This window comes from Arthrobacter sp. HMSC06H05, from assembly GCF_001807395.1.
In the GTDB taxonomy this organism is placed as follows: Bacteria; Actinomycetota; Actinomycetes; order Actinomycetales; family Micrococcaceae; genus Pseudoglutamicibacter; species Pseudoglutamicibacter albus.
On record NZ_KV788980.1, the window covers coordinates 174,198 to 193,539 of the forward strand.

Consider the following 19,342-nt stretch of genomic DNA (forward strand, 5'->3'; position numbering starts at 1 on the left):
CAAAGGCCCCGGGATCGTTTCGCTCCCGGGGCCTTCCGCCTACCTAGTTCACGGTGACCAAGCTGGGGTGCTGAACTGGACGTCTACGCAGCCCCGCCTACACAACCGAACCTACACAGGCTCAGCCACCGCCGAGACACCAGCCATGTGCCTCACTCAGTGAAGAACTCGTTCGGGCCTACCGGCTTGCCGTTCTCGTCGTAGACGTAGAAGCCCTTGCCGTCCGCGATACCGCTGAACCCGGCATCGATCGCTTCCTTGAGTTTTTTACCGAAACGCTGGCGGGTCTCATCCTCGGACGTGTTTGCGATATTCGACGCCACGTGGAAACCAACCACGTCGTACACCTCGAACGGACCGCGGGCGAAGCCCGTCCCGAGCTTCCACGCGTTATCGATATCCTCAGGGGTACCCACGCCGTTCATGTACAGATCGCTACCGGCGTTGAGCCATGGGATCAGCAACGAGTTCAAGAAGTAGCCAGGGGTTTCCTTCTTCACATGAGCGGGAACCATGCCGGTCTCCTTGGCATACGTCAGCGCCTTCTCGACGAAGGCCTGCTCCGTCTTCGGGGTCTCCATGACCTCCGCGAGGTTCTGCTTCCAGATCCGGTTCGCATAATGGATCGCGACGAAACGCTCCGGAGCGCCCGTCGAGTCAGCAAACAGCGACGGCAACAACGACGACGTGTTGGTCGCCAACAGGGTCCGTTCATCAGCCAACTTGCCGACCTTAGCCCAGGTTTCGCGCTTGAGCTCAAGGTTCTCCGGGACAGCCTCGATGATGATGTCGACGTCGGAAACCGCCTCTTCAAGATCCGTTGTTGTCTTGATGCGCGCTACAGCTTCCTCGAACTTCTCATCCGTGAAGTCGGCCAGGTCCTCGCTATACCCCTTGCGCATCCACGCCCAACGGGCTGGCAGCTTGTCGATTGACTCCTGGAACGGATCGTAAATAATGACGTCTTTACCGTGGTAAGCGGCCTGCATCGCAATCTGCGACCCCAGCACGCCTCCACCCAGAACTGTGACAGTTGTGAACTCAGCTGCGTTGTTAGTTTCAGACATCATCCGCTCCTTTGCGAGGGCTAACTTTACACTTGTAATTTTACTCCTCCGTAGGTGCGTAGATTGCGTTTTCAACCCACAGCGAACCCAGCCGCAGGTCTCATGCCGCTAAGGAATAAACCCGGTCCCGGAACCGGTTAAAACACATGAGCTTGCCTCATACGCAAGCACCTACCTAAGGCCCCAACCGAAGGAGCGTCATGAGCACCACCGTTGACTTCTACTACGACCCCTGCTGCCCCTTCTGCTGGGTCACCAGCCGCTGGCTCGTCCGCGTCCAAGAAGACCGCGACATCACCGTCACCTGGCGCCCCTTCTCACTCGCCATCAAAAACGACGAACTCGGCAACGGCACCGCTGACCACAACGGCCGCGGGCACATCGCCGGCCACCGCGTACTGCGCGTCATCGCTGCCGCCGAAAAGAACGGGGCCGACGCCGGCGAGCTCTACACCGCATTCGGCCGCGCCTACCACACCCAAAACAGCAACATGGATGACACCCTCATCGCCACCGTCCTCAAAGACCACGGCCTTGACGCATCCTTCGCCGACGCCGCAGACGATGACTCCTGGGACGCTCACCTCGAAGCCGAACAGCAAGCAGCGCTGGATGCGGTCGGCAACGACGTCGGCGTGCCAATCGTTCTCTTCACGAAGGACGGCGCGGAACCACAGGGCTACTTCGGGCCGGTCATCAACGCACTGCCAAGCCGCGAAGAAGGCCTCGACCTGTGGGACGGCCTCGAAAAGCTCGCCCCAGTCCCTTCCTTCTACGAGCTCAAGCGAACCCGGCCAAAGGGTGGGCCAGACACAACCGGTACCGACGCCATCTAGCCGCGGCTAGGCAGCACACTCTGGGCAGGCCCGGTGACCTTCCCTTAGCGGAAGGTCGCCGCGGCCCGCTCGAAGTCTGGATACTCGAACACAGGCCCCACCACCTCAACCGCGTTCGTTTCCGCCTTCACACCATGCAACAGAAGCCCCGGCTCAAGCCCCGCCAACCCGCCAGCGGCACGCATCACACCAGCCGGAACCGGCAACCGAACACCCTCACCAGACTCGGAACTAAGTAGCCGTAGCGCTTCCGAAAGCCTGATCGGCTCCGGAGCCGCCGCCACCACAACCCGGTCATTCAACGCTTGGAGAGCACCAGCATCGGCCGTCTGCTCTTCCTGCATGAGCAACGCGTGCACAATAATCCGCGCCCAGTCCTCCACGTGGATCCAGGACAGCCACGGGTCCACGCTCGGCCGCACACGCGATGCCGCAACAGCCTTCAACCCTGCAAGCCCCGGCATCCCGGAACCCAGAACGGGCGCGATTCGCACCACCACGGCATTTTCAGGTGCATCGTTCTCCCACTCACGCAACAACGCGGCCATCCCCGGTACCGCTTCCGGCGCCCAGTCCGGCGCGGTCTGCGCGGTATATGCCGGGGCATCCACATCGGTAGTCAAGGCAAGGGCCGATGCGTGAACCCACCCCGTCACGCGCCTCGCCTTCTGCGCCGCCTGAGCCAGTGCACGCGCCGCCGTCAGCCGAGCCACGCGAAGCTCCGCCATCTTCGCGGCCGTCGCTTTCTTGAACATGCGCGGCCCCACCATATTCACAATCGAAACCCCGGCAGGGTCAGCGAAAACCTCCGCCCACTCCCCAACGCTCACGCCATCCCACTGGCGCCGCGGAACCAAACCCCCGGTGCGCCGCGAACGGCTCAAAACCACCACGCGGCGGCCCCGCGCCATCAACGTGTGGGCAAGCCTGCCGCCCAAGAACCCCGTGCCGCCTGCGATCACAACCAGCGGCAACTCACATGCGGCATCGTGATCGGCAGGCTCCGCAAGCATCTCGAAAAGGCGCGCACCAACCTTGGATAGATCGCTATCCAGCAGGCCGCCGAAAGCCGCCCCACCAGCAGCTGACCCGAGAGGCCCCTCAGCCTCGATCCGTCGCTCGACCAGGGTCCCGCGACCATCCGCGGAATCAATAAGCGACCACGTGACCCGCGTGAACCCGCCAGGTTGATCCTGCTGCCACGCGAAACGCAGACCCTCATGCATCTCAACAACCCGCGCAGGGGGTGCCGTCAACGCGTGCACCGTGCCCCGCGCCACCGCGCGAGGAACCACCATGATCCGCTGCCCCACCGTCAGGTCACCGGTCTCACCCGCGGCCACATCGTCCAGAACCGTGCCATCCACAGCCACCGGCGCGCAGCGCTGGATCGCATCGTCCACCACGGGCCACACATCCGGGGTCATCAAGGCACCCCATACGGCCTCACGAGGGACGGCAACACGAACCTGCTGTACACGCTGAAAGGTCATGAAACCAGCCTACCCACCAACAACCTAAGTTACTGTCACAGCCACAAGAACCAACGCGACATCCGATGCCACATCTTGTAGTGTTATATAGGATCGATCAGGGATAATTCCCCATAACTTCAGCAAGGAGGTGACCCAACCGTGACGCCCATTCGCGAACGCGGCCAGCTGGAACGCGAAGTCCTAGACATTCTGCGGGAGAACAGCTCCCCCATGAGCGCCCGCCAGCTGCAAGACGCCTTCGAGGAACCCACGCCGGCATACACGACGCTGATGACGGTGCTCGCCCGCTTAGAGAAGAAAGGCGAAGTCACCCGCGGCGGTCCCTCTCCACGCAAGACAACCTTCCAAGCTGTCCGCAGCGATGAAGACGCCGCGAGCCACGGAATGCTCGCAGCCCTCGGCCAAGCCAATGACCGCAAAGCGGCCCTGCTCGCCTTCGCCGGTAACCTCGATGCCGCAGACGTCGCCCTGCTTAACGAAGCGTTCAGTTCCAAGAAATAACGCCGCTTCCTGACATACTGCGACTATGCTCTGGTGGGTTCTCACGTGCTTCGGCACCGCAACAGCGCTCGCTTATCTAGCGCCCATCGTGCTCACCAAGGGCCACTGGCATGTTCGCCGCCCGAGGCTCGCTCTCACCCTGTGGTTCGGCGCGTTCTTCACCGGTCTTGGGTTGACTCTGCTCGGCCTCATCTTGAGCGCGAGCACCGCGGTCTCCACCCCTAAAGCGGAAACCGGGCTGGAATCACTCACGCTGTCGATGCTGGCCTGGGTCGGCCTGCTCGCGCTCGGCGCGGTCACCGCGCTGATCTATACCGCGACCGAACCACTCGTGGAAATCCAGAGATCCACAGTCTCGCATCTAGAATCAGCGAGCTATCAACGCATCCAGCACCGCGACTACGAACTCATCCTCTTCCACGCCGCCGAACTGCTCGCATGCGCAGTGCCCCTCAAGCACGCGACCGTTTTCATCTCCTCCGGCCTGCGCGAAGCCCTCACAGACGCGGAACTCGACGCGGTCATAGCGCACGAACACGCCCACCTCACCCAACGCCACGGGCTCGCGCTACGCATCGCCCACGTGAACTCGATTGCCCTCGGAGCGTTACGGGCCGGCCGCGAGCTGCGCCGCGCCTCACTCCTGCTGGTTGAGCTAGCCGCCGACGACGCCTCAGCCAAAGCCACGAGCCCCACCGCACTCGCAGGAGCTTTAACCACGATGGGCATGCAACTTGGTGACGCCGGCATGCTCGCACGCGCGCAACGGCTCACAGCTAGAGCCCAAGCCAAAACAGCGGCGGCCTAGCCGCGCTGGAGGCCTGGCCTCGCTGTGCGCTCCAGCGGCGCCCTGAGGACAGTTACGCGAAGAGGGTTTCGCCGATGAACCCGCCGTCTTTGCATCCTGGCGGGATCGCGAACACGGCCGAGCCGATGTGGGTGATCCACTCGTTGAGCAGATCAAGCTCATCAAGCCGCTTCTGTAGCGGCGCATACTGGGTCACAGGGTTGTGCTGGAACGCCGTGAAAATCAACCCGGAATCTGAAACATCCGTCCCGGTGGGGTGCACGTCGTAGTTATAGACGCGGCGGAAGATCCGCTCGTGCGGGTTATCCGAGCGTGCCCGGCGGATGTGCGCGAAGTCCGCGATCACCGGGAACCCTGCCGCGTTATTGGCCTCAAAGTCCGGTTCGTCGTGCTCCTTCTGGCCCGTCAACGGTGCACCGGAAGCCATGCGGCGGCCCACGGAGGCTTCGCGACCATCGCGGTCCAGGCGGTCCCACTTATCCAGCATCATCTCGATGCGGCGGATCACCAGGCTCGTCCCACCGTCAAGCCAGGCAGGATTCTCCTTAGGCCCTTCCCACACGACGGAAGCGAAGTCATCCGTCTCCGGCCCCATATTCACGGTGCCGTCCAGCTGCCCGAAAAGGTTGCGCTGCGTGTGGGTGTCTTTCTGCGAACCATAGGCGCGCCGGAAACCCTGCTGAACCCACGCGACATCCATAAAGTGACGCGAGTCCTTGAGCAACATGCGGGTCGTGTGAGCGACCGTCACCGGATCATCCGCTGCCACCTGAATCAGGAAGTCCCCGCCAGTCCACTCCGGTTTCAGGGTGTCACGTTTGTATTTCGGCAGCGGCTTGAGCCAGTCCGGCATGACCTTCGGGTCAGGGTTGATCCGCTTGACCATCTCAGAGCCGAAACCGAACGTCACGGTGAGCCGCGAGGGATAGAGCGCGAGCTCCGGCTCCGTATCCGCCAACGCACCGTCACCCTGCGTGAGGCGGGACGCATCGTCGGTAAGAATATTCAGCATCCGGTGGAGACCTTCGCGGTCCGCTGTCTTCTTCAGCGTCAACCCCACCAGAGTCTGATGCGCCTGCGGGTACATCTCGATGCCGGCTTGGTGTTTGCCATAGAACGGTAGCTTCTTGACGCCTTGGATGACGTCAGCATCCGCGAGAGCTTCTTGCCTCGCCTGATCTTCTCGATTGCTTGCGAACGCATCGACGCCGACAACGGCCGCAGCTCCCGCTACGGTCGCGGCACCCCCGAAGAGCAATGAGCGGCGTGATAAGCCACCCCGACCTTTCTGGTCGTCTTCTTCCGCGTGGGTCATACGTGCCTCATCCTTTCTGTCGACGCCGATGCGTAAGCAGGAAGGAACTTACTTGTCCTTCTTGTCTTCCTTGTCGCCGTGATCATGGTCGCCGTGGCCGTGGTCGCCGTCGCTACCGTGGCCGCTGTGATCGCCGTGCTCGTCCTTGTCCTTCTTATCGGACTTATCACCGTGTCCACCGTGATCGCCGTGGCCGGCGTGGTCGTCATCGTAGTTTTCGTTGGCGCCGGTGAATTCCTTGGCTGGGGCCTCAATGTCGAAGCTTTCGCCGTCGGTGGTCTTGAGTGTGATCTTGATCGTGTCACCCGGCTTGATCTCCTTGGACAAGCCCATGAACATCAGGTGGTCAGCGCCCGGCTCGAGAGTGATGCTCTTATGCGCAGGAACAACGAAGCCGCCTTCCTTCTCCTGCATCTTCTTGCTGCCATCCGGGGTGTCGATGACCTCGTGCAGCTCTACCTTCTTCGCGTACTCGCTGGTTGCGGACTCGATAGTGACGTCTTTATCAGTCTTGTTCTCGATGACGCCGAATGCGGCGGTCATGCCTTCAGAGGCCGCCTTTACCCAGGCGTCCTTGGCCACGAGCGCTTCCTGCGAGGCCTCCTGCTTGGTCTCTTCCTTCTTCGTCTCACCCGAGCATGCGGACAAACCGAGAAGGGCGGCTGCACTCAGTGCGATTGCGGCGGAAATACGACGGTTCATGATGGTCCTTTACGAAGGTTGTGCCTCAGTTAGTTTTTTGGCCTCGGCTGGCGAAATACCAGACGGCCAGACCCGCTATCACAACGCCTGCGCCGGCGGCCGCGATAACCCAGACAGGGACACCAGATTCCTTCCCGGAATCAGCGCTAGCTGAGGCTTCGGCAGCACCGTCATAGATACTGCCGCTATCGACGTCCTTACCGTCAAGGGCAGGAACCTTGGGCGCGTCAGTGACATCACCTACAGAAAACGGGATAGTCCCCGAGATGGGGTGTCCATCCTCAGAAACCACACGCCACCGGATTTCGTAGTATCCATCCGGCAGTTTCCCGTCCAAGGGCTGGGTGACTTTGAAGTCCTTGATCTTCGCGTCAAGGCCCTCAGCGTGGTTCTTCTGTTCGGCATCCACCACCATGATCATGGTTCCCAAATCCATGGGGCGCCCCGAGAACTCAAGCGTGATGTCCTGCGGAGCCTGATCAAGTGCCTCTTGGCTGGCAGGGGTGGAGTCAACCAAACGGTCATGAGCGTGCGCGGCTGGCGCACCAAAGATCGAGGCGACGAGCAACAACAGCGTGAACGCCACCGCACCTAATGCGACGGCAAGGCGCTGTGCACCAACAGCAGAGGCCCATGCAGCGACAGCAGAGCCCGGTGTAGCGACGGGCGCCGATGCAGCGGTAGACCTCGCTAGTGTGCGCGTCATGCTTCCGATCTCCCCATGAGTTATACGTGTTTGAACACTGTGATATCGAGTACGCACCTAACTCTACAAGATGTAGTCGCTAATTCCTATTGGCTGTCGCATCAGCGCAGTCACCAAACCCGCGTAGCCACCAGTTCCACGCAGATCATTGAGGCGCACACCTACAGGCTTAATTATGGAGCATGCCTCGAACGGAAACCTGTTTCACGCTTGTAATATAGAGTTGATTATTTGGCAAGCCCTCGTTCACCTAGGGCCACAAGGCCGTTACCTACCCCATCATGTGCGCGCCCTCATTGTGAGTGAGCCCTCGTTCTACGTTTATGCAGGAGTCCTGTGGAAAAGCAGCTGAAGAAGTTAGCCCGTAAAATTTTCCGGTCCAAAGCCTGGAAAGCGTCCAGCCAGTGGCTGCGAGGCACCCGCGACTACAACTTGACCGCGAAAGAGTACGCAGACTCCGCAGCACCGGACGCACAGATCCTCGCATACTTCGGAGACACCCGCGCCAAGCTCTATCAGCTGCGCCAGTGGATCCCCGTGCTTGAAGAGCTCAACGAAACCGTACCGACCGCGATCTTCCTGCGCCGCCCATCGGCCATTAAAGCGGTAGAAGAAATGACGAGCCTACCGGTCGTCTACCGCGGCAGCTTCGACCGCATGATCAGCTACTACGAAGAACACAAGCCAAAGCTGTTCCTCTACGTCAACAACGGCCGCTCCAACTTCCAAACCCTCAGCTACGCGCCAGCCGTGCACGTGCACATCAACCACGGCGAATCCGACAAGCTCTCGATGGTCTCCAACCAGGCGAAAGCCTACGACGCCGTCTTCACCGCCGGCCCGGCCGCGCTACGCCGCCACCGCCGCGCACTCATCGACTTCGACGAATCCAAGCTCATCTCCGTCGGCCGCCCACAGCTGGACCTCGACTACGAGAACGAACTGCCAGAAACCACCCTGCGCACCATCATGTACGCACCAACCTGGCAGGGTGAAAACGACAACAACAACTACACCTCGATCGACTGCTACGGCCCACAAATCATCGAAGCCGCCCTCGCAACCGAAGGCACCCGCGTGATCTACAAGCCACACCCACGCGTGGCAGGGGCACGCCAGGCCGACATGAAGGCAGGCCACCGCCGGATCATGGAACTCATCGAAGCGGCAAACGAGGAAGGCGGCGAGCACCTCGTGTTACGCACCGGCAATATCCTCGCGATGTTCGCTGACGTTGACCTCATGATCACCGACATCTCCAGCGTGGGCCTGGACTTCCTCTACCTCAAGGCTGACAGCCCGATGCTGTTGACCGACCGCCGCACCAACCGTAAACAGCTCACCGACGAATCCCCGGTCGCCTCCGCTGTACCAGTGATCGACGCAGACACCGTGGATACTCTGCCTGAGATGATCGCCGATGCGCTGGCCAACGGTGGCGATAAGGACGCCCGCGCTGAAGCCCGGGCACTGTACTTCGGTGACTACGGCGTCGGCGAATCCCGCGTCGCTTTCATCGACACCGTGCAGCGGCTCATCGCTGAACGCACGGAGAAACTCAAGCACCTCGTCCTCCCCGCAGCCACCGCAGCCGAAGCCGGAGACGACCCAGAGGAAGACAACCTCGAAGGCGAGAACACGGCCGCTGAAAACCCGGCCGAAGAACACTAGAACACAGCAAGTCCAGCCCCAACCGGACGAGGACTACAACACAGCAACGCCCCGGGGCTATTGACTGCACCCCGGGGCGTTGCTGTATCGCTGTAGCTCTGCGGCTCTGTGACTTTGTAGCTTTGCGGCTAGTACGTGATGAAGTGGGAGCGGCTCAGGAATACACCGCGCCCGGTTTTGCTGTTCCAGCAGGTGAGGCCGTGCTCTTCAGAGACGCACACGAAATCACCGTGGACAACGGATTCGCCGTATCCGAGCTTCTGACCCTTGAACCCGTCTTCACAGCCGTTCTTCTCGAAGCAGAACTTACCTTCGTGGGAGCCGCCGTAGCTCGCCAAAGACTTGTTGGCGCCCAAGAACACGTACGGAGTGGTGCCTTGCTTAGGTTTCGGGTTCGCGGCTACCGGCGCCCGGTCCTTCCACGACTTCACGGAGCACGCGATCGAGTCGCCAGCATCCCCGCTGTCATCGTCACTGTTTTCACGCAGGCGAATGTCACAACCGATATTGCCGGTCGGGGTCATGACCGAGGCGATCGTCATGCCGTCTTTCTCGACCGTAGCCTGCGGCTGCTGGGCATCATCCGGAGCCGGACCACGGGCACCCGCGTACACCTGCGGCGGCAACGGAGTCTGGTCCTTCTCCTCAGGCTCTTCCTCATCCTCATCCTTCGCGGGCTCGTCGCTTGGCTCCTCGGATGGGCTCGCGTCCGTGGCTTCAGCGACCGTATTCGGCGCCGAGTCCTTGTCTTTATTGCCTCCAAAGAGAGTTGTCGCCGCGAAAACCACGGCAACGATCGCCAAAACCGCCACAATCACGATGGGCAACACGGCCCCGGAACGGCGGCGCGGCTCTCGATCTTCCTCAACATATTGGTCTTCCTCAACATATTCGTCGGAGTGATCATCGTAGGAATCCTCCGGCGGATAAAAGCCCGCGTACCGAGTGGGTTGCTGTGGGGCGGGCTGCTGGGCTGGCTGTTGGGCTGGTTGCTGCGGGTTTGAAAATTGTTGCGGGGCCGCTGCCGCTTGGGCGTTGAACTGCTGGGTTGCTTGCGCATCCCCGGACTGCTGGGCGCCGTATTGCCCAGCGCCATACTGCTGGGCGTTGAACTGTTGCGTAGCTTGATCGTCATGCTGCTGAGCATTGAACTGCTGCGTTGCTTGATCATCAAACTGTTGCGCAGCACCGTATTGCTGAGCCCCATACGGTTGCGGGCTGTGTGGTTGCGTGTTGTGCGGCTGGGCTGGCGGGTTGGGAGGCATGTCCCCCACCGCCGCATCCTCTGGGGTGACTGGCGGCAGGATCGGGGAAAACACAGGCCCTTCGGCTGGGCGAGGAGGTTCGCTGACGGCCTGCATGTGCTGCGTAGCCTCAGCGTCAGGGGCGTCCGCCCCAGGGATTTCGGCGAGGATCTGGGCCACCAAACCGGCAGGGCAGTTCGGGTGCATGAAGACCTGGCTCCTCAGCTGAGGATATTGCTCAGCGATACGAACCAGTTCATCAGCAGAAAGTTGCGGATCTTGCAAACGCGAACGCGCCTCGTCCATCTCCCCATCCTCGAACACGACGTCAAAAACTCCTCAGCTGTGCTATTCACACAGCTAAAGAACAGTGCAAACATTGATTGTAGACTGTTTCGCCCCGCCCTGAGGAGAGCACTATGAACAGCCAGAACCCTCAACAGTCGGTGCCACCATCCTCCACCCCACCCTCTCGCGAGCAGAAACGCTCAGCCCGGGTGATAGCGATTGTGAGCGCCGTGGTCGCTGTTCTCGTATTGATTGCGGGGATCATATGGATCGTGGTTCGCGGCGGATCCGACGACAACGCGAAACAGCCTTCACCTGAAAACCCAGCCGCCACAGCAACCACTGGCGCAGAAAATGGCGGGGCGGCTCCCTCGGATACTCAGGCCTCGGCTACGGACGCCACCTCAGAAGAACCCAGCGAGAACGGCGCTAGCGACGACAGCAACGAGCCCGGCGGCGGCGAGCAGGGCGGCGAATCGGACAGGAAGCCAGACACGGGCGTGGACGTTCAGGCCGGGAAACTACCGAAAGCTGGGGCACCCGCCCCACGCTCCGCTATCGAAGCGGAACGCACCCGTAAGGTACGCGGCAGCCTCGTTGCTTCGATCCAGGTACCGAGCGGCAACATCGTATGCAACATCTATAAACCTGAATCAGACCAAGACCGCATGGGCAATCAGCTGATGTGCACCGTCGACTCCTGGAAAACCAACCCGCCTAAGAACTTCAGCGAAGAAGCCCCGCACCATACCCCGGATGACGATGCGATGGTCGCGATCACCGAAGCCGACCGGAAACCGTTCTACGGAAGCGGCCGTGTAGAAGATAAGTGCTACAAGAAAGACGTGTGCGAGAAAGGTTTCGAAGGCCAGGTGCTCGAGTACGGGACCGCCGTGAAACACGGTGACTACGTATGCCAGTCTGAAAAGGCCGGCCTCACGTGCTGGAACACCAAGACCGGCCGCACAGTATTCATGAGTAAAGAAGACCTGCGAGTCTTCTAGATTTATGAGCACAGAAGACCTCCGCGTTTTCTAACAACGAAGGTCTTCTGCGCTAGCTAAGCCCAGCGGTCTAGCTTCGGGGCTCAGTTCTTAGCCGAGTCTCAGCGCTTAGTCGGCGAATTCGTCAGCGAGTTTATCCATCGCCGCGGCTTCACGGGTGTATTCGTACTGCCGCTGAATATAGGACTCGAGCTCGTCGCGTTCGATGCGCCAAATGCCGCGGCCACCAACCTTAATGGCTGGTAGAGCGCCTGTTCGCACCAGCGAGCGGGCCTGCTGCATGCTGACGTTCAACTCATCAGCTACGTCCTCTAGACGTAGGAAACGAGGCTGTTTTTTCTCCATACGGTTCTCCCCCAAACGGTTCTCCACAAGCTCACAACTATCCCGATGGACAGGTCATCGAACAGATGTGGATGCACCCCACCAGGTCTTTCTTATGGAATTAGATACAGAATATCACCGCCAGGCGCCAGCAAGAAAGAGCTAACAGCATAAAAGAGAGGCAAAGCGGGCACACAGCCAGGCGCGGCGCTTCAAGGTGAATGTGACCGCCACATTAAGGCATGATGTGTGTGATAGGTCACAGCTTTACTACGGCCACTCCACGGACCACATTTCGAACAGTCACGGTCTAAACAGGCACAGCCTAACCAGACACAACCCAAGCAGATACAACCCAACTATGAGTACGGAGTCCACATGCGCATCGGTGTCCCCACTGAAGTCCTCAACAACGAGTCCCGCGTAGCGATCACTCCTGCCGGGGTATCCGAACTCGCGGCTCAAGGCCACGAGGTCCTGGTCCAGTCCGGCGCTGGCATCAACGCAGGCCATAGCGATGACGACTATGCGGCCGTGGGCGCGCAGATCGTCGCGGACGCCGAACAGGCGTGGGCCGCCGAACTCGTCCTCAAAGTCAAGGAACCACAGCCGAGCGAATACAGCCTGCTACGTAAAGACCAGGTGCTGTTCACCTACCTGCATCTTGCCGCATCGCGCGAATGCACTGACGCTCTGTTAGAAGCCGGCACCACATCGATCGCATACGAGACCGTGACCCAGGGCCGCACGCTGCCGTTGCTCTCCCCGATGTCCGAGGTGGCGGGCAGGCTTTCTGCGCAGATCGGGGCCACACTCCTGCAACAGCCAGCTGGCGGCTCAGGCATTTTGATGGGCGGCGTTCCAGGGACGCGGCCAGCGAAAGTTGTGGTGATCGGCGCCGGAAACGCTGGGGAACAAGCCGCACGCACAGCCCAAGGCATGGGTGCAGAGGTCACGATCGTGGACATTTCCGCATCCCGCCTCCACGAGATCGACAACCTCGCCCGCGGCCACATCAAAACCATGGCCTCAACCAAGCTCGCGATCGCCGAACTCGTGAAAGAGGCTGACCTCGTGATCGGTTCCGTGCTCATCCCGGGTGCGGCTGCGCCGAAGCTCGTGACCCTCGACATGGTCAAGACGATGCGTCCAGGATCGGTGCTCGTGGACATCGCGATCGACCAGGGCGGGTGCTTCGAAGGCTCCAAACCAACCACGCACGACAACCCGACCTACCGCGTGCACGACGCTCTCTACTACTGCGTAACCAACATGCCCGGCGCCGTCCCACAAACCTCAACCGCGGCACTCACCAACGCGACACTCCCCTACGTGATGCAGCTAGCGAATAAGGGCTGGCGGGATGCGCTCGCGGCCGATGAGGGCTTCGCATCCGGACTCAACACCTGCGACGGGAAGGTCACCAACCGCGGAGTCGCCGAGGCACACGGAATGGACTTCGTGGCTCCCGCAGACGTGCTCGCAGGCTAGGAACGGGTCTACAAACTGGCGGTCGGCGCCGCGCCATACTAACTGAGCGCCGGTGCCGCGCCGAGCGCGATGCACACGATCACAACGAGGATGATCACCACGCTCGAACCCGCACCGAGAAGCAGTGGGCGGCCGCCGAGCTTCATGAGCGATTTCACGTGAACGCCCAGACCGAGCGCGAACATCGCTGAAGCCAACAGGAATGTTTGGGCGATCTTCGCGACATCCAGAACCGGTTGCGGAACGATGTGCAGCGACGCGATCACAACCATCACGATGAACCCGAGCACAAACAGCGGCATGATCGGCGGGAGCTTGACCTCCGCATCGGCGCTATCTGCGCTACCGTCTGAACCGTCTACGTTGCCGCCGGTGCCGCTAGCTGTGGCGCGGGCCGCGCTTGCGTCTCGGCGAGCGCTGAGCGATACGGCGGCGATCATCGGGGCGAGCATCAGGACTCTTGCGAGCTTGACGGTGACGGCGGTGGATAGGATGACGCCGCCTCCTGCGATACCGCCTGCCGCGACTACTTGGGCGACTTCGTGGACGGAACCGCCGATGAACATGCCGGCGGCGGCATCGTCATAGCCGAGTAGCTGCGCCAGAAGTGGAGCGATGGGGATCATGAGCGTCCCGCACACTACGACCATCGCGACCGCGGCAGCAACGAACTCTTGTTTGGCGCGGGTAACACCTTGCATTCCGGCGACGGCCGCGGCGCCGCAGATCGAGAAGCCTGCGGCCATTAGCATCCGTAGGTCTTTTTCGATGCCGAGCGCCTTACCGAGCCCGAGGGTCGCAACGAATGTGATGGCCACTGCAGCGACGGCGACCACGATCACGCCCCAGCCGAGGCTAGCGATCTGGGTGACGGACAGTTGCAGGCCAAGGAGCACGACCCCTAGCCGCAAGACCCGTTTAGCGGCAACCGCGATGCCGGGATCGAAGACTGCGGGCACTGGGGCGAGGTTACGCCATAGAGCGCCGAGCAGGATCGCGATCAGCATGACCGGGATCGAGGCGTTCAACGCGCCCAATCCGATACACACAGCCCCCACCGCGAACGCGAGTCCAAGCCCCCACCACACTGACGGTTTCGCAACCGTGCCGTTGCTCTGTTGGGCTTGGTTCCTGGCCACGTGACGCTCCTCGTTAGGTAGGCGGGCTTGAAGTATGTCGCACCCTTCAGGCTAGACCCTGCCCCACCCTGTATCCACAGACTCGGTTCATGATTGCGCAGAAACACTAGACTCAAGACAACACTGAATTCAGGCAAGCACCAGACACAAGGCAAGCGTCCAGCCGCATGGTAACGATGAGAGAAAGGCCCCGATGTGACTTCTTCGACGTCCGCTTCGACGTCCGCGTCAGCTAAAAACTCTGCGTCAGTACTGCTGGTCCGCCCCGCCTCTGAGGCGAGCAGCGGCGTTGAGGTGTTCGTGCATGTGCGTGCCAACAGTATGGAGTTCGCGCCGGGCGCCGTGGTGTTCCCTGGCGGCGGCGTTGATCCGAGCGACGCTGACGGCACTTCAGCCTGGGAATTGCCGGCGCCGCTTGCGGCATCACTGACAGATGACGCGGCAGAGGCGTCCGGGATTTCTGCGGCTGAGCGCGGCCGCCCGGTCGCCCCACAGACCCTTGTTGCCGCGGCGGTGAGGGAAACCTTCGAAGAATGCGGGGTTCTGCTCGCCCGCCCAACCGAGGAATCCACCAGCCCGGGGCTGCATCCTGAGCGGGAGGCACAGCGCCGAGCGTTGGAGGAGCACCGCATCGGGATCGATCAGGCAATCACAGCGCTCGCTGCGGTCCCCCACCTGGAGAGCATCGTGTGCGTTGACCGTTGGATCACCCCCGCCAGCCTGCCGAAACGCTACGACACCCGGTTCTTCGCAGCGGTACTCCCTGAAGGGCAGATAGCCGATGGCCACACGAGCGAATCCGTAGACAGCTTCTGGATCCGGCCCGAGGAAGCGCTACGCCGCTATAAGGAAAGAACGCTTATGGTGATGGCGCCGACGTGGGCGCAGCTTATTCGGCTTGCGCAAGCCGAAACCGTCGAAGACGCCCTGAAGCCCGCCGCCACAGGCGTCACGATGCCGCGCATCATCAAAGAACCCGGCGCGAAACCAGGTGCTAAGACGCGCATCGCGTTCTGGGGCGAAGAAGCCTACATTGCAGCCGGCAAACCCATCTACAGCTAACCCATCCCACCACAATTCCTAGCCACCAGCGGAACCGAACCCAACTGCCCCGATAGCCAAAGCGAGCATGATCATGAGCACCAAAGCACAACGCACCGTGTATGTTTTCAACGGCCCCAACCTCAACCTGTTGGGCACCCGCGACCCGGAAACGTACGGGACCACGACCCTCAGCGACGTCAAGGACCTGTGCGAGGCCGCTGCTGCCGGGCAGGGACTGACTCTGGATTTCCGGCAAACCAACCACGAGGGCGAGCTCATCGACTGGATCCACGAAGCCGGGGCCGCCGTCAAGGACGGAAAGGCGGTGGGTGTTGTGCTCAACGCCGGGGCATACACGCACACCTCGCTCGCCCTCGCAGACGCGATCTCGGGGGCCTGCTGCCCCACCATCGAAGTGCATATCTCCAACGTTCACGCGCGCGAAGAGTTCCGGCACCACTCCTACCTCTCCCCCGTTGCGAAGGGAATCATCGTGGGGCTCGGGGTCACCGGCTACGAACTCGGGATCCGTGCTCTCGCCCAGTAACACTGGGTTCATCTGGCACAACGCACTTAGCCGGTAAACAGCCTCGCCCCGTAAAACCTGGACCCCGGCCCGTGACCGCGCGCCGTGTCGCGCAAGACACCACGCAAGTAGTTGACAATGCGCAACTACCTTGGATTATTGTTGACTTTCATCAACAACTTTTGTCGTGACTGCCGCAACATGTCCAGGAGGTTGCATGGCCGAAAACCCTGCGTCTGAACAGAACCCTGCACCGGCATCCAACCCGGCGCCGATGTCTCACAGCGCCAAGATCCAGTCGCTGACAGCGCTGATCATGGCGATGTTCGTGGGCATGATCGCCAACACGGTCGTCTCAACCTCGATGCCGCGCATCGTTCACGACCTCGGCGGTACACAGGCACAGTATTCGTGGGTTATCGCGGCCGCAATGCTCGCGATGACGGTCACGGTCCCGATTTGGGGCAAGCTCTCTGACCTGCTGGACCGCAAGATGTTGATGCAGGTCTCGCTCGCGATCTTCGTCTCAGCAACAGCGTTCGCCGGCTTTTCACAATCCATCGACATGCTCATCGCCGCCCGCGTGTTCCAGGGGATCGGTATCGGCGGGACGATGACGTTGTCACAGATTGTGATGGCTGACGTCATTTCGCCTCGTGAACGCGGTAAATATATGGGGATTTTCGGTGCGGTCATGGCGTTCGCGACCGTCGCCGGGCCGCTGTTGGGTGGCTGGATCACGGATACGTTCTCTTGGCGCTACAACTTCTATATCGCGTTACCGGTAGCGATCGTCGCGTTCATCATGCTGCAAACCCGCCTGCACTTGCCGCCGCAGGAGTACCGCCGCTTCCGCCTCGACGTGCTCGGGCTGGTGTTGCTCTCCAGCGGTATCTCCCTGTTGCTGATTTGGGTCACGATGGGCGGCAACGCTCCCGGGGCGATGTTCCCGTGGAAGTCGGTTGAGACGCTGTGGATGACCAGCGCATCGGCTGTTTTGTTGATCGCGTTCGTGTTCGTTGAGTTGCGTACGGACGAACCGTTGCTGGATTTGCGGTTGTTCAAGAACCGTACGTTCACGCTTTCGGTGATCGGTTCGATCGCGGTGGGGCTGGCGATGTTCGGCGCGACCGTGTACCTGTCTCAGTTCATGATTATGGCGCGCGGCGCGAGCCCCACCATGGCGGGCATCATGACCATCCCGATCATGGTGGGCAGCATGATCTCCGGCAACGTCGTCGGCGTCATCATCAGCCGCACGGGCGTGTGGAAACCGTATGTGATCGCGTGCTCCGTCATGCTGGTTGTGGGGCTCGGATTGATGTCTGTGGTTCGCGCGGACAGCAACTATTGGTTCATGGCGGTGCTCATGTTCCTCATGGGTGCCGGTGTGGGCGGCACGATGCAGAACTTTGTTTTGCTGACGCAGAACGCTGTGCATCCGCGGGTCATGGGGGTTGCATCTTCCGCGGTGGCTTTCTTCCGTTCGATGGGCGGGACCGTTGGTATCGCTTGGCTCGGTGGTGTGCTCGCTAACCTCGCTCCGGCGTTGATTTCTGATAGGCAACAGGACTTGATGCGCGCGATTTCTAGCCTCCCGGCGTCCGAGCGGGCCGCGGTTTTGGACATGCAGACCTCTGGCGAGTTGCCGGCCCCGAGCATGCTCCCGGATTCTGTGGCAACCATCATTGAGCACGCCTACGGTGAGGCAATCGCGCACTTGTTCCTGTACGCCGCACCGTTCGCTGTGCTTGGCCTGGTGGTTGCGATCTTCATCCCGAACCTGAGCTTGTCGACTCATACCCGCCACGAAGAGCTCGCCCGCACCGCAGGGACCGACAGAGAGCCTGCTGGTGAGGAAACGACTGGGTCCGCAGGCAACCCGGGCTCTGCGGATAACTCTGGGGCTACGGGGAGGCCCGGGTCTGCTGGTAGTTCAGGGCCTGTTGACAAGTCCAGGCCTAAGAACATGGTGCCGCGGCAGGAGGTGCGCCGAGATGTCTGATGCGTGTAGCGAGGAGTTCACGGAGCAGCTGCGTTCGCTGACCCGCGAGTACCGGATCCTGTTGGCCGCGGCTCGCCGCAGCTTCCGTGAGCAGGCCGCCGCCCTGGATGCGTCCCTCCAACCGTTCGACGGGGTTGTAGCTTCCGCGCTGTACCGTCGGTTCATGGAGACCGGCAGTTGCACCCCGGACGCCGGGATGACGGTGACCGAGCTGTCCGAGGTTGTGGATGCCGATAAGTCGATGGTGTCCCGCGCGATCAAACGGCTTGAGACTGCGGAGCTGTTGGTGCGCACCGCGGACCCGAAGGACGCCCGGAGCTATCTTCTGGTTCTGAGCGATTCGGCGCGAGCTCGCTTCAAGGATTACGTTATGAAGCGGCAACAAGAATCCGCCGTCATGTTCGAGGACTGGAGTATCGAGGAAGTCTCGAGGCTAGCCGCGCTATTGAAGAAACTCAACGACAGCCGCACCCGGATGCAGGGTCGAGAAGCGCTATAGCTCGGGTTTCGGCAATCCACACCCGGTTCCTATCGGAGTTTTATCCACGGATTGAGGGTGCGGCTGTTTCGCGCCCGTGTTGTGCTGGGAGGCTGGAAACCCTGAGCATAACAGCCGCCTGAAAGGAGCCGTCGTGACCGATTCAGCTGACCAAACCGAGTTACTTGACCACACCGAATCAACTGAGCAAACCGAGGTACCTACCCAGGACCTGGCGTTGCCCCGCACAGCATGGGCGTTGCAGGATCCGCTTCTGACCGAGTATTACGACACCGAATGGGGCCGGCTGATCACGAGTGAGCGTGGGTTGTATGAGCGGATCGTGCTCGAATCCTTCCAAGCGGGGCTGTCTTGGCTCACTGTCCTGAAGAAGCGCGAGGCCTTACGGGAGGTCTTCGCAAACTTTGACCCGGAGGCGGTCGCGGAGTTCACCGAGCAGGACGTCGAGCGGCTGCTGGCTGATGCCCGGATTATCCGCAACCGCGCCAAGATCGAGGCCGCGATCACCAACGCACAAGCAACGCTTGCGTTGCGTGAATCGGGTGGGCTCGCCGCACTCGTGTGGTCGCATACCCCGGCGCGCAGCTGCGTTCCTGTAACCGAGGAAGAGATCCCTTCGCAAACCGAGGAGTCCCGCGAACTCGCACGCGCCCTGCGCGGGCAGGGTTACCGTTTC

General features: G+C 61.2%; 19 protein-coding genes. 11 read left to right on the forward strand and 8 right to left on the reverse strand.

Going from position 1 to position 19,342, the window contains the following annotated elements; genetic code table 11:
- Positions 1 to 152: 152 nt before the first annotated feature.
- Complete coding sequence (locus tag HMPREF3160_RS04895; protein ID WP_070507355.1) at positions 153 to 1,067, reverse strand: 3-hydroxyacyl-CoA dehydrogenase; 915 nt, start codon at positions 1,065 to 1,067, stop codon at positions 153 to 155.
- A 200-nt stretch (positions 1,068 to 1,267) separates the two neighbouring features.
- On the opposite strand from HMPREF3160_RS04895, the gene HMPREF3160_RS04900 reads away from it, so the two are divergent.
- Positions 1,268 to 1,903, forward strand: a complete 636-nt coding sequence (locus HMPREF3160_RS04900) for a DsbA family protein (protein ID WP_070507357.1) — start codon at positions 1,268 to 1,270, stop codon at positions 1,901 to 1,903.
- 44 nt (positions 1,904 to 1,947) lie between these two features.
- On the opposite strand, the gene HMPREF3160_RS04905 is transcribed toward HMPREF3160_RS04900, so the two are convergent.
- Positions 1,948 to 3,396 (reverse strand): NAD-dependent epimerase/dehydratase family protein, encoded by a 1,449-nt coding sequence (locus tag HMPREF3160_RS04905; protein WP_070507359.1) that lies wholly within the window; start codon positions 3,394 to 3,396, stop codon positions 1,948 to 1,950.
- A 141-nt stretch (positions 3,397 to 3,537) separates the two neighbouring features.
- On the opposite strand from HMPREF3160_RS04905, the gene HMPREF3160_RS04910 reads away from it, so the two are divergent.
- Entirely contained in the window at positions 3,538 to 3,900 is a 363-nt protein-coding gene (locus HMPREF3160_RS04910; RefSeq protein ID WP_083285434.1) for a BlaI/MecI/CopY family transcriptional regulator, read from the forward strand.
- Between the two features lie 25 nt (positions 3,901 to 3,925).
- On the forward strand, positions 3,926 to 4,708 hold the full coding sequence (locus HMPREF3160_RS04915) for a M56 family metallopeptidase (RefSeq protein WP_070507360.1): 783 nt from the start codon (positions 3,926 to 3,928) through the stop codon (positions 4,706 to 4,708).
- A gap of 52 nt (positions 4,709 to 4,760) precedes the next feature.
- Here the strand turns inward: HMPREF3160_RS04915 and HMPREF3160_RS04920 are convergent, their stop codons facing one another.
- From HMPREF3160_RS04920 to HMPREF3160_RS04930, 3 genes are read right to left on the reverse strand one after another with little or no spacing between them, the layout of a single operon-like run.
- Positions 4,761 to 6,023 (reverse strand): Dyp-type peroxidase, encoded by a 1,263-nt coding sequence (locus tag HMPREF3160_RS04920; RefSeq protein ID WP_070507362.1) that lies wholly within the window; start codon positions 6,021 to 6,023, stop codon positions 4,761 to 4,763.
- 48 nt (positions 6,024 to 6,071) lie between these two features.
- Positions 6,072 to 6,725, reverse strand: a complete 654-nt coding sequence (locus HMPREF3160_RS04925; RefSeq protein WP_070507364.1) for a copper chaperone PCu(A)C — start codon at positions 6,723 to 6,725, stop codon at positions 6,072 to 6,074.
- 25 nt (positions 6,726 to 6,750) lie between these two features.
- Complete coding sequence (locus HMPREF3160_RS04930; protein WP_070507366.1) at positions 6,751 to 7,431, reverse strand: copper resistance CopC family protein; 681 nt, start codon at positions 7,429 to 7,431, stop codon at positions 6,751 to 6,753.
- A 336-nt stretch (positions 7,432 to 7,767) separates the two neighbouring features.
- Here HMPREF3160_RS04930 and HMPREF3160_RS04935 point away from each other — a divergent pair, with 336 nt between their 5' ends.
- Positions 7,768 to 9,102 carry a CDP-glycerol glycerophosphotransferase family protein gene (locus tag HMPREF3160_RS04935; protein ID WP_083285435.1) on the forward strand — a complete coding sequence of 445 codons (1,335 nt, stop codon included), beginning with the start codon at positions 7,768 to 7,770 and terminating at the stop codon, positions 9,100 to 9,102.
- Between the two features lie 128 nt (positions 9,103 to 9,230).
- Here HMPREF3160_RS04935 and HMPREF3160_RS04940 read toward each other — a convergent pair whose 3' ends face one another.
- The gene (locus tag HMPREF3160_RS04940) at positions 9,231 to 10,670 is read right to left on the reverse strand and encodes a variant leucine-rich repeat-containing protein (RefSeq protein WP_070507367.1); all 1,440 of its coding nucleotides are present in this window, start codon (positions 10,668 to 10,670) and stop codon (positions 9,231 to 9,233) included.
- A 95-nt stretch (positions 10,671 to 10,765) separates the two neighbouring features.
- Between HMPREF3160_RS04940 and HMPREF3160_RS04945 the strand changes: the two genes are divergently transcribed.
- Complete coding sequence (locus HMPREF3160_RS04945; protein WP_070507369.1) at positions 10,766 to 11,638, forward strand: hypothetical protein; 873 nt, start codon at positions 10,766 to 10,768, stop codon at positions 11,636 to 11,638.
- Positions 11,639 to 11,746: 108 nt separating this feature from the next.
- Here the strand turns inward: HMPREF3160_RS04945 and HMPREF3160_RS04950 are convergent, their stop codons facing one another.
- Positions 11,747 to 11,983, reverse strand: coding sequence for a helix-turn-helix domain-containing protein (locus HMPREF3160_RS04950; protein WP_035756368.1), 237 nt, complete (start codon positions 11,981 to 11,983; stop codon positions 11,747 to 11,749).
- A gap of 357 nt (positions 11,984 to 12,340) precedes the next feature.
- On the opposite strand from HMPREF3160_RS04950, the gene ald reads away from it, so the two are divergent.
- A complete protein-coding gene (gene ald / locus HMPREF3160_RS04955; RefSeq protein ID WP_070491635.1) occupies positions 12,341 to 13,453 on the forward strand; it encodes an alanine dehydrogenase in 1,113 nt (370 codons plus the stop codon).
- Positions 13,454 to 13,491: 38 nt separating this feature from the next.
- Here the strand turns inward: ald and HMPREF3160_RS04960 are convergent, their stop codons facing one another.
- A complete protein-coding gene (locus HMPREF3160_RS04960; protein WP_083285436.1) occupies positions 13,492 to 14,592 on the reverse strand; it encodes a YeiH family protein in 1,101 nt (366 codons plus the stop codon).
- Between the two features lie 195 nt (positions 14,593 to 14,787).
- Here HMPREF3160_RS04960 and HMPREF3160_RS04965 point away from each other — a divergent pair, with 195 nt between their 5' ends.
- The 5 genes from HMPREF3160_RS04965 to HMPREF3160_RS04985 form a co-directional block, all read left to right on the forward strand.
- A complete protein-coding gene (locus HMPREF3160_RS04965; protein ID WP_070507372.1) occupies positions 14,788 to 15,654 on the forward strand; it encodes an NUDIX hydrolase in 867 nt (288 codons plus the stop codon).
- A gap of 73 nt (positions 15,655 to 15,727) precedes the next feature.
- Positions 15,728 to 16,183: a type II 3-dehydroquinate dehydratase gene (gene aroQ, locus HMPREF3160_RS04970; protein WP_070491745.1), complete on the forward strand. Its 456-nt coding sequence runs from the start codon at positions 15,728 to 15,730 to the stop codon at positions 16,181 to 16,183.
- 196 nt (positions 16,184 to 16,379) lie between these two features.
- Positions 16,380 to 18,167 (forward strand): DHA2 family efflux MFS transporter permease subunit, encoded by a 1,788-nt coding sequence (locus HMPREF3160_RS04975; RefSeq protein ID WP_070507374.1) that lies wholly within the window; start codon positions 16,380 to 16,382, stop codon positions 18,165 to 18,167.
- Entirely contained in the window at positions 18,160 to 18,666 is a 507-nt protein-coding gene (locus HMPREF3160_RS04980; protein ID WP_070491631.1) for a MarR family winged helix-turn-helix transcriptional regulator, read from the forward strand. Before HMPREF3160_RS04975 ends, HMPREF3160_RS04980 begins: the two co-directional genes overlap by 8 nt.
- A 133-nt stretch (positions 18,667 to 18,799) precedes the next feature.
- Positions 18,800 to 19,342 (forward strand): DNA-3-methyladenine glycosylase I (locus HMPREF3160_RS04985; RefSeq protein ID WP_070507376.1); only part of this gene is annotated, 543 nt, incomplete at its 3' end.

Bases quoted from the DNA above. Each gene is read 5' to 3' on its own strand.
- HMPREF3160_RS04900 (WP_070507357.1), top strand. From the start codon at position 1,268: ATGAGCACCACCGTTGACTTCTACTACGACCCCTGCTGCCCCTTCTGC.
- HMPREF3160_RS04980 (WP_070491631.1), top strand. From the start codon at position 18,160: ATGTCTGATGCGTGTAGCGAGGAGTTCACGGAGCAGCTGCGTTCGCTG.
- HMPREF3160_RS04925 (WP_070507364.1), bottom strand. From the start codon at position 6,725: ATGAACCGTCGTATTTCCGCCGCAATCGCACTGAGTGCAGCCGCCCTT.
- HMPREF3160_RS04950 (WP_035756368.1), bottom strand. From the start codon at position 11,983: ATGGAGAAAAAACAGCCTCGTTTCCTACGTCTAGAGGACGTAGCTGAT.
- ald (WP_070491635.1), top strand. From the start codon at position 12,341: ATGCGCATCGGTGTCCCCACTGAAGTCCTCAACAACGAGTCCCGCGTA.
- HMPREF3160_RS04895 (WP_070507355.1), bottom strand. From the start codon at position 1,067: ATGTCTGAAACTAACAACGCAGCTGAGTTCACAACTGTCACAGTTCTG.
- HMPREF3160_RS04920 (WP_070507362.1), bottom strand. From the start codon at position 6,023: ATGACCCACGCGGAAGAAGACGACCAGAAAGGTCGGGGTGGCTTATCA.
- HMPREF3160_RS04915 (WP_070507360.1), top strand. From the start codon at position 3,926: ATGCTCTGGTGGGTTCTCACGTGCTTCGGCACCGCAACAGCGCTCGCT.
- HMPREF3160_RS04905 (WP_070507359.1), bottom strand. From the start codon at position 3,396: ATGACCTTTCAGCGTGTACAGCAGGTTCGTGTTGCCGTCCCTCGTGAG.
- HMPREF3160_RS04930 (WP_070507366.1), bottom strand. From the start codon at position 7,431: ATGACGCGCACACTAGCGAGGTCTACCGCTGCATCGGCGCCCGTCGCT.
- HMPREF3160_RS04975 (WP_070507374.1), top strand. From the start codon at position 16,380: ATGGCCGAAAACCCTGCGTCTGAACAGAACCCTGCACCGGCATCCAAC.
- HMPREF3160_RS04945 (WP_070507369.1), top strand. From the start codon at position 10,766: ATGAACAGCCAGAACCCTCAACAGTCGGTGCCACCATCCTCCACCCCA.
- aroQ (WP_070491745.1), top strand. From the start codon at position 15,728: ATGAGCACCAAAGCACAACGCACCGTGTATGTTTTCAACGGCCCCAAC.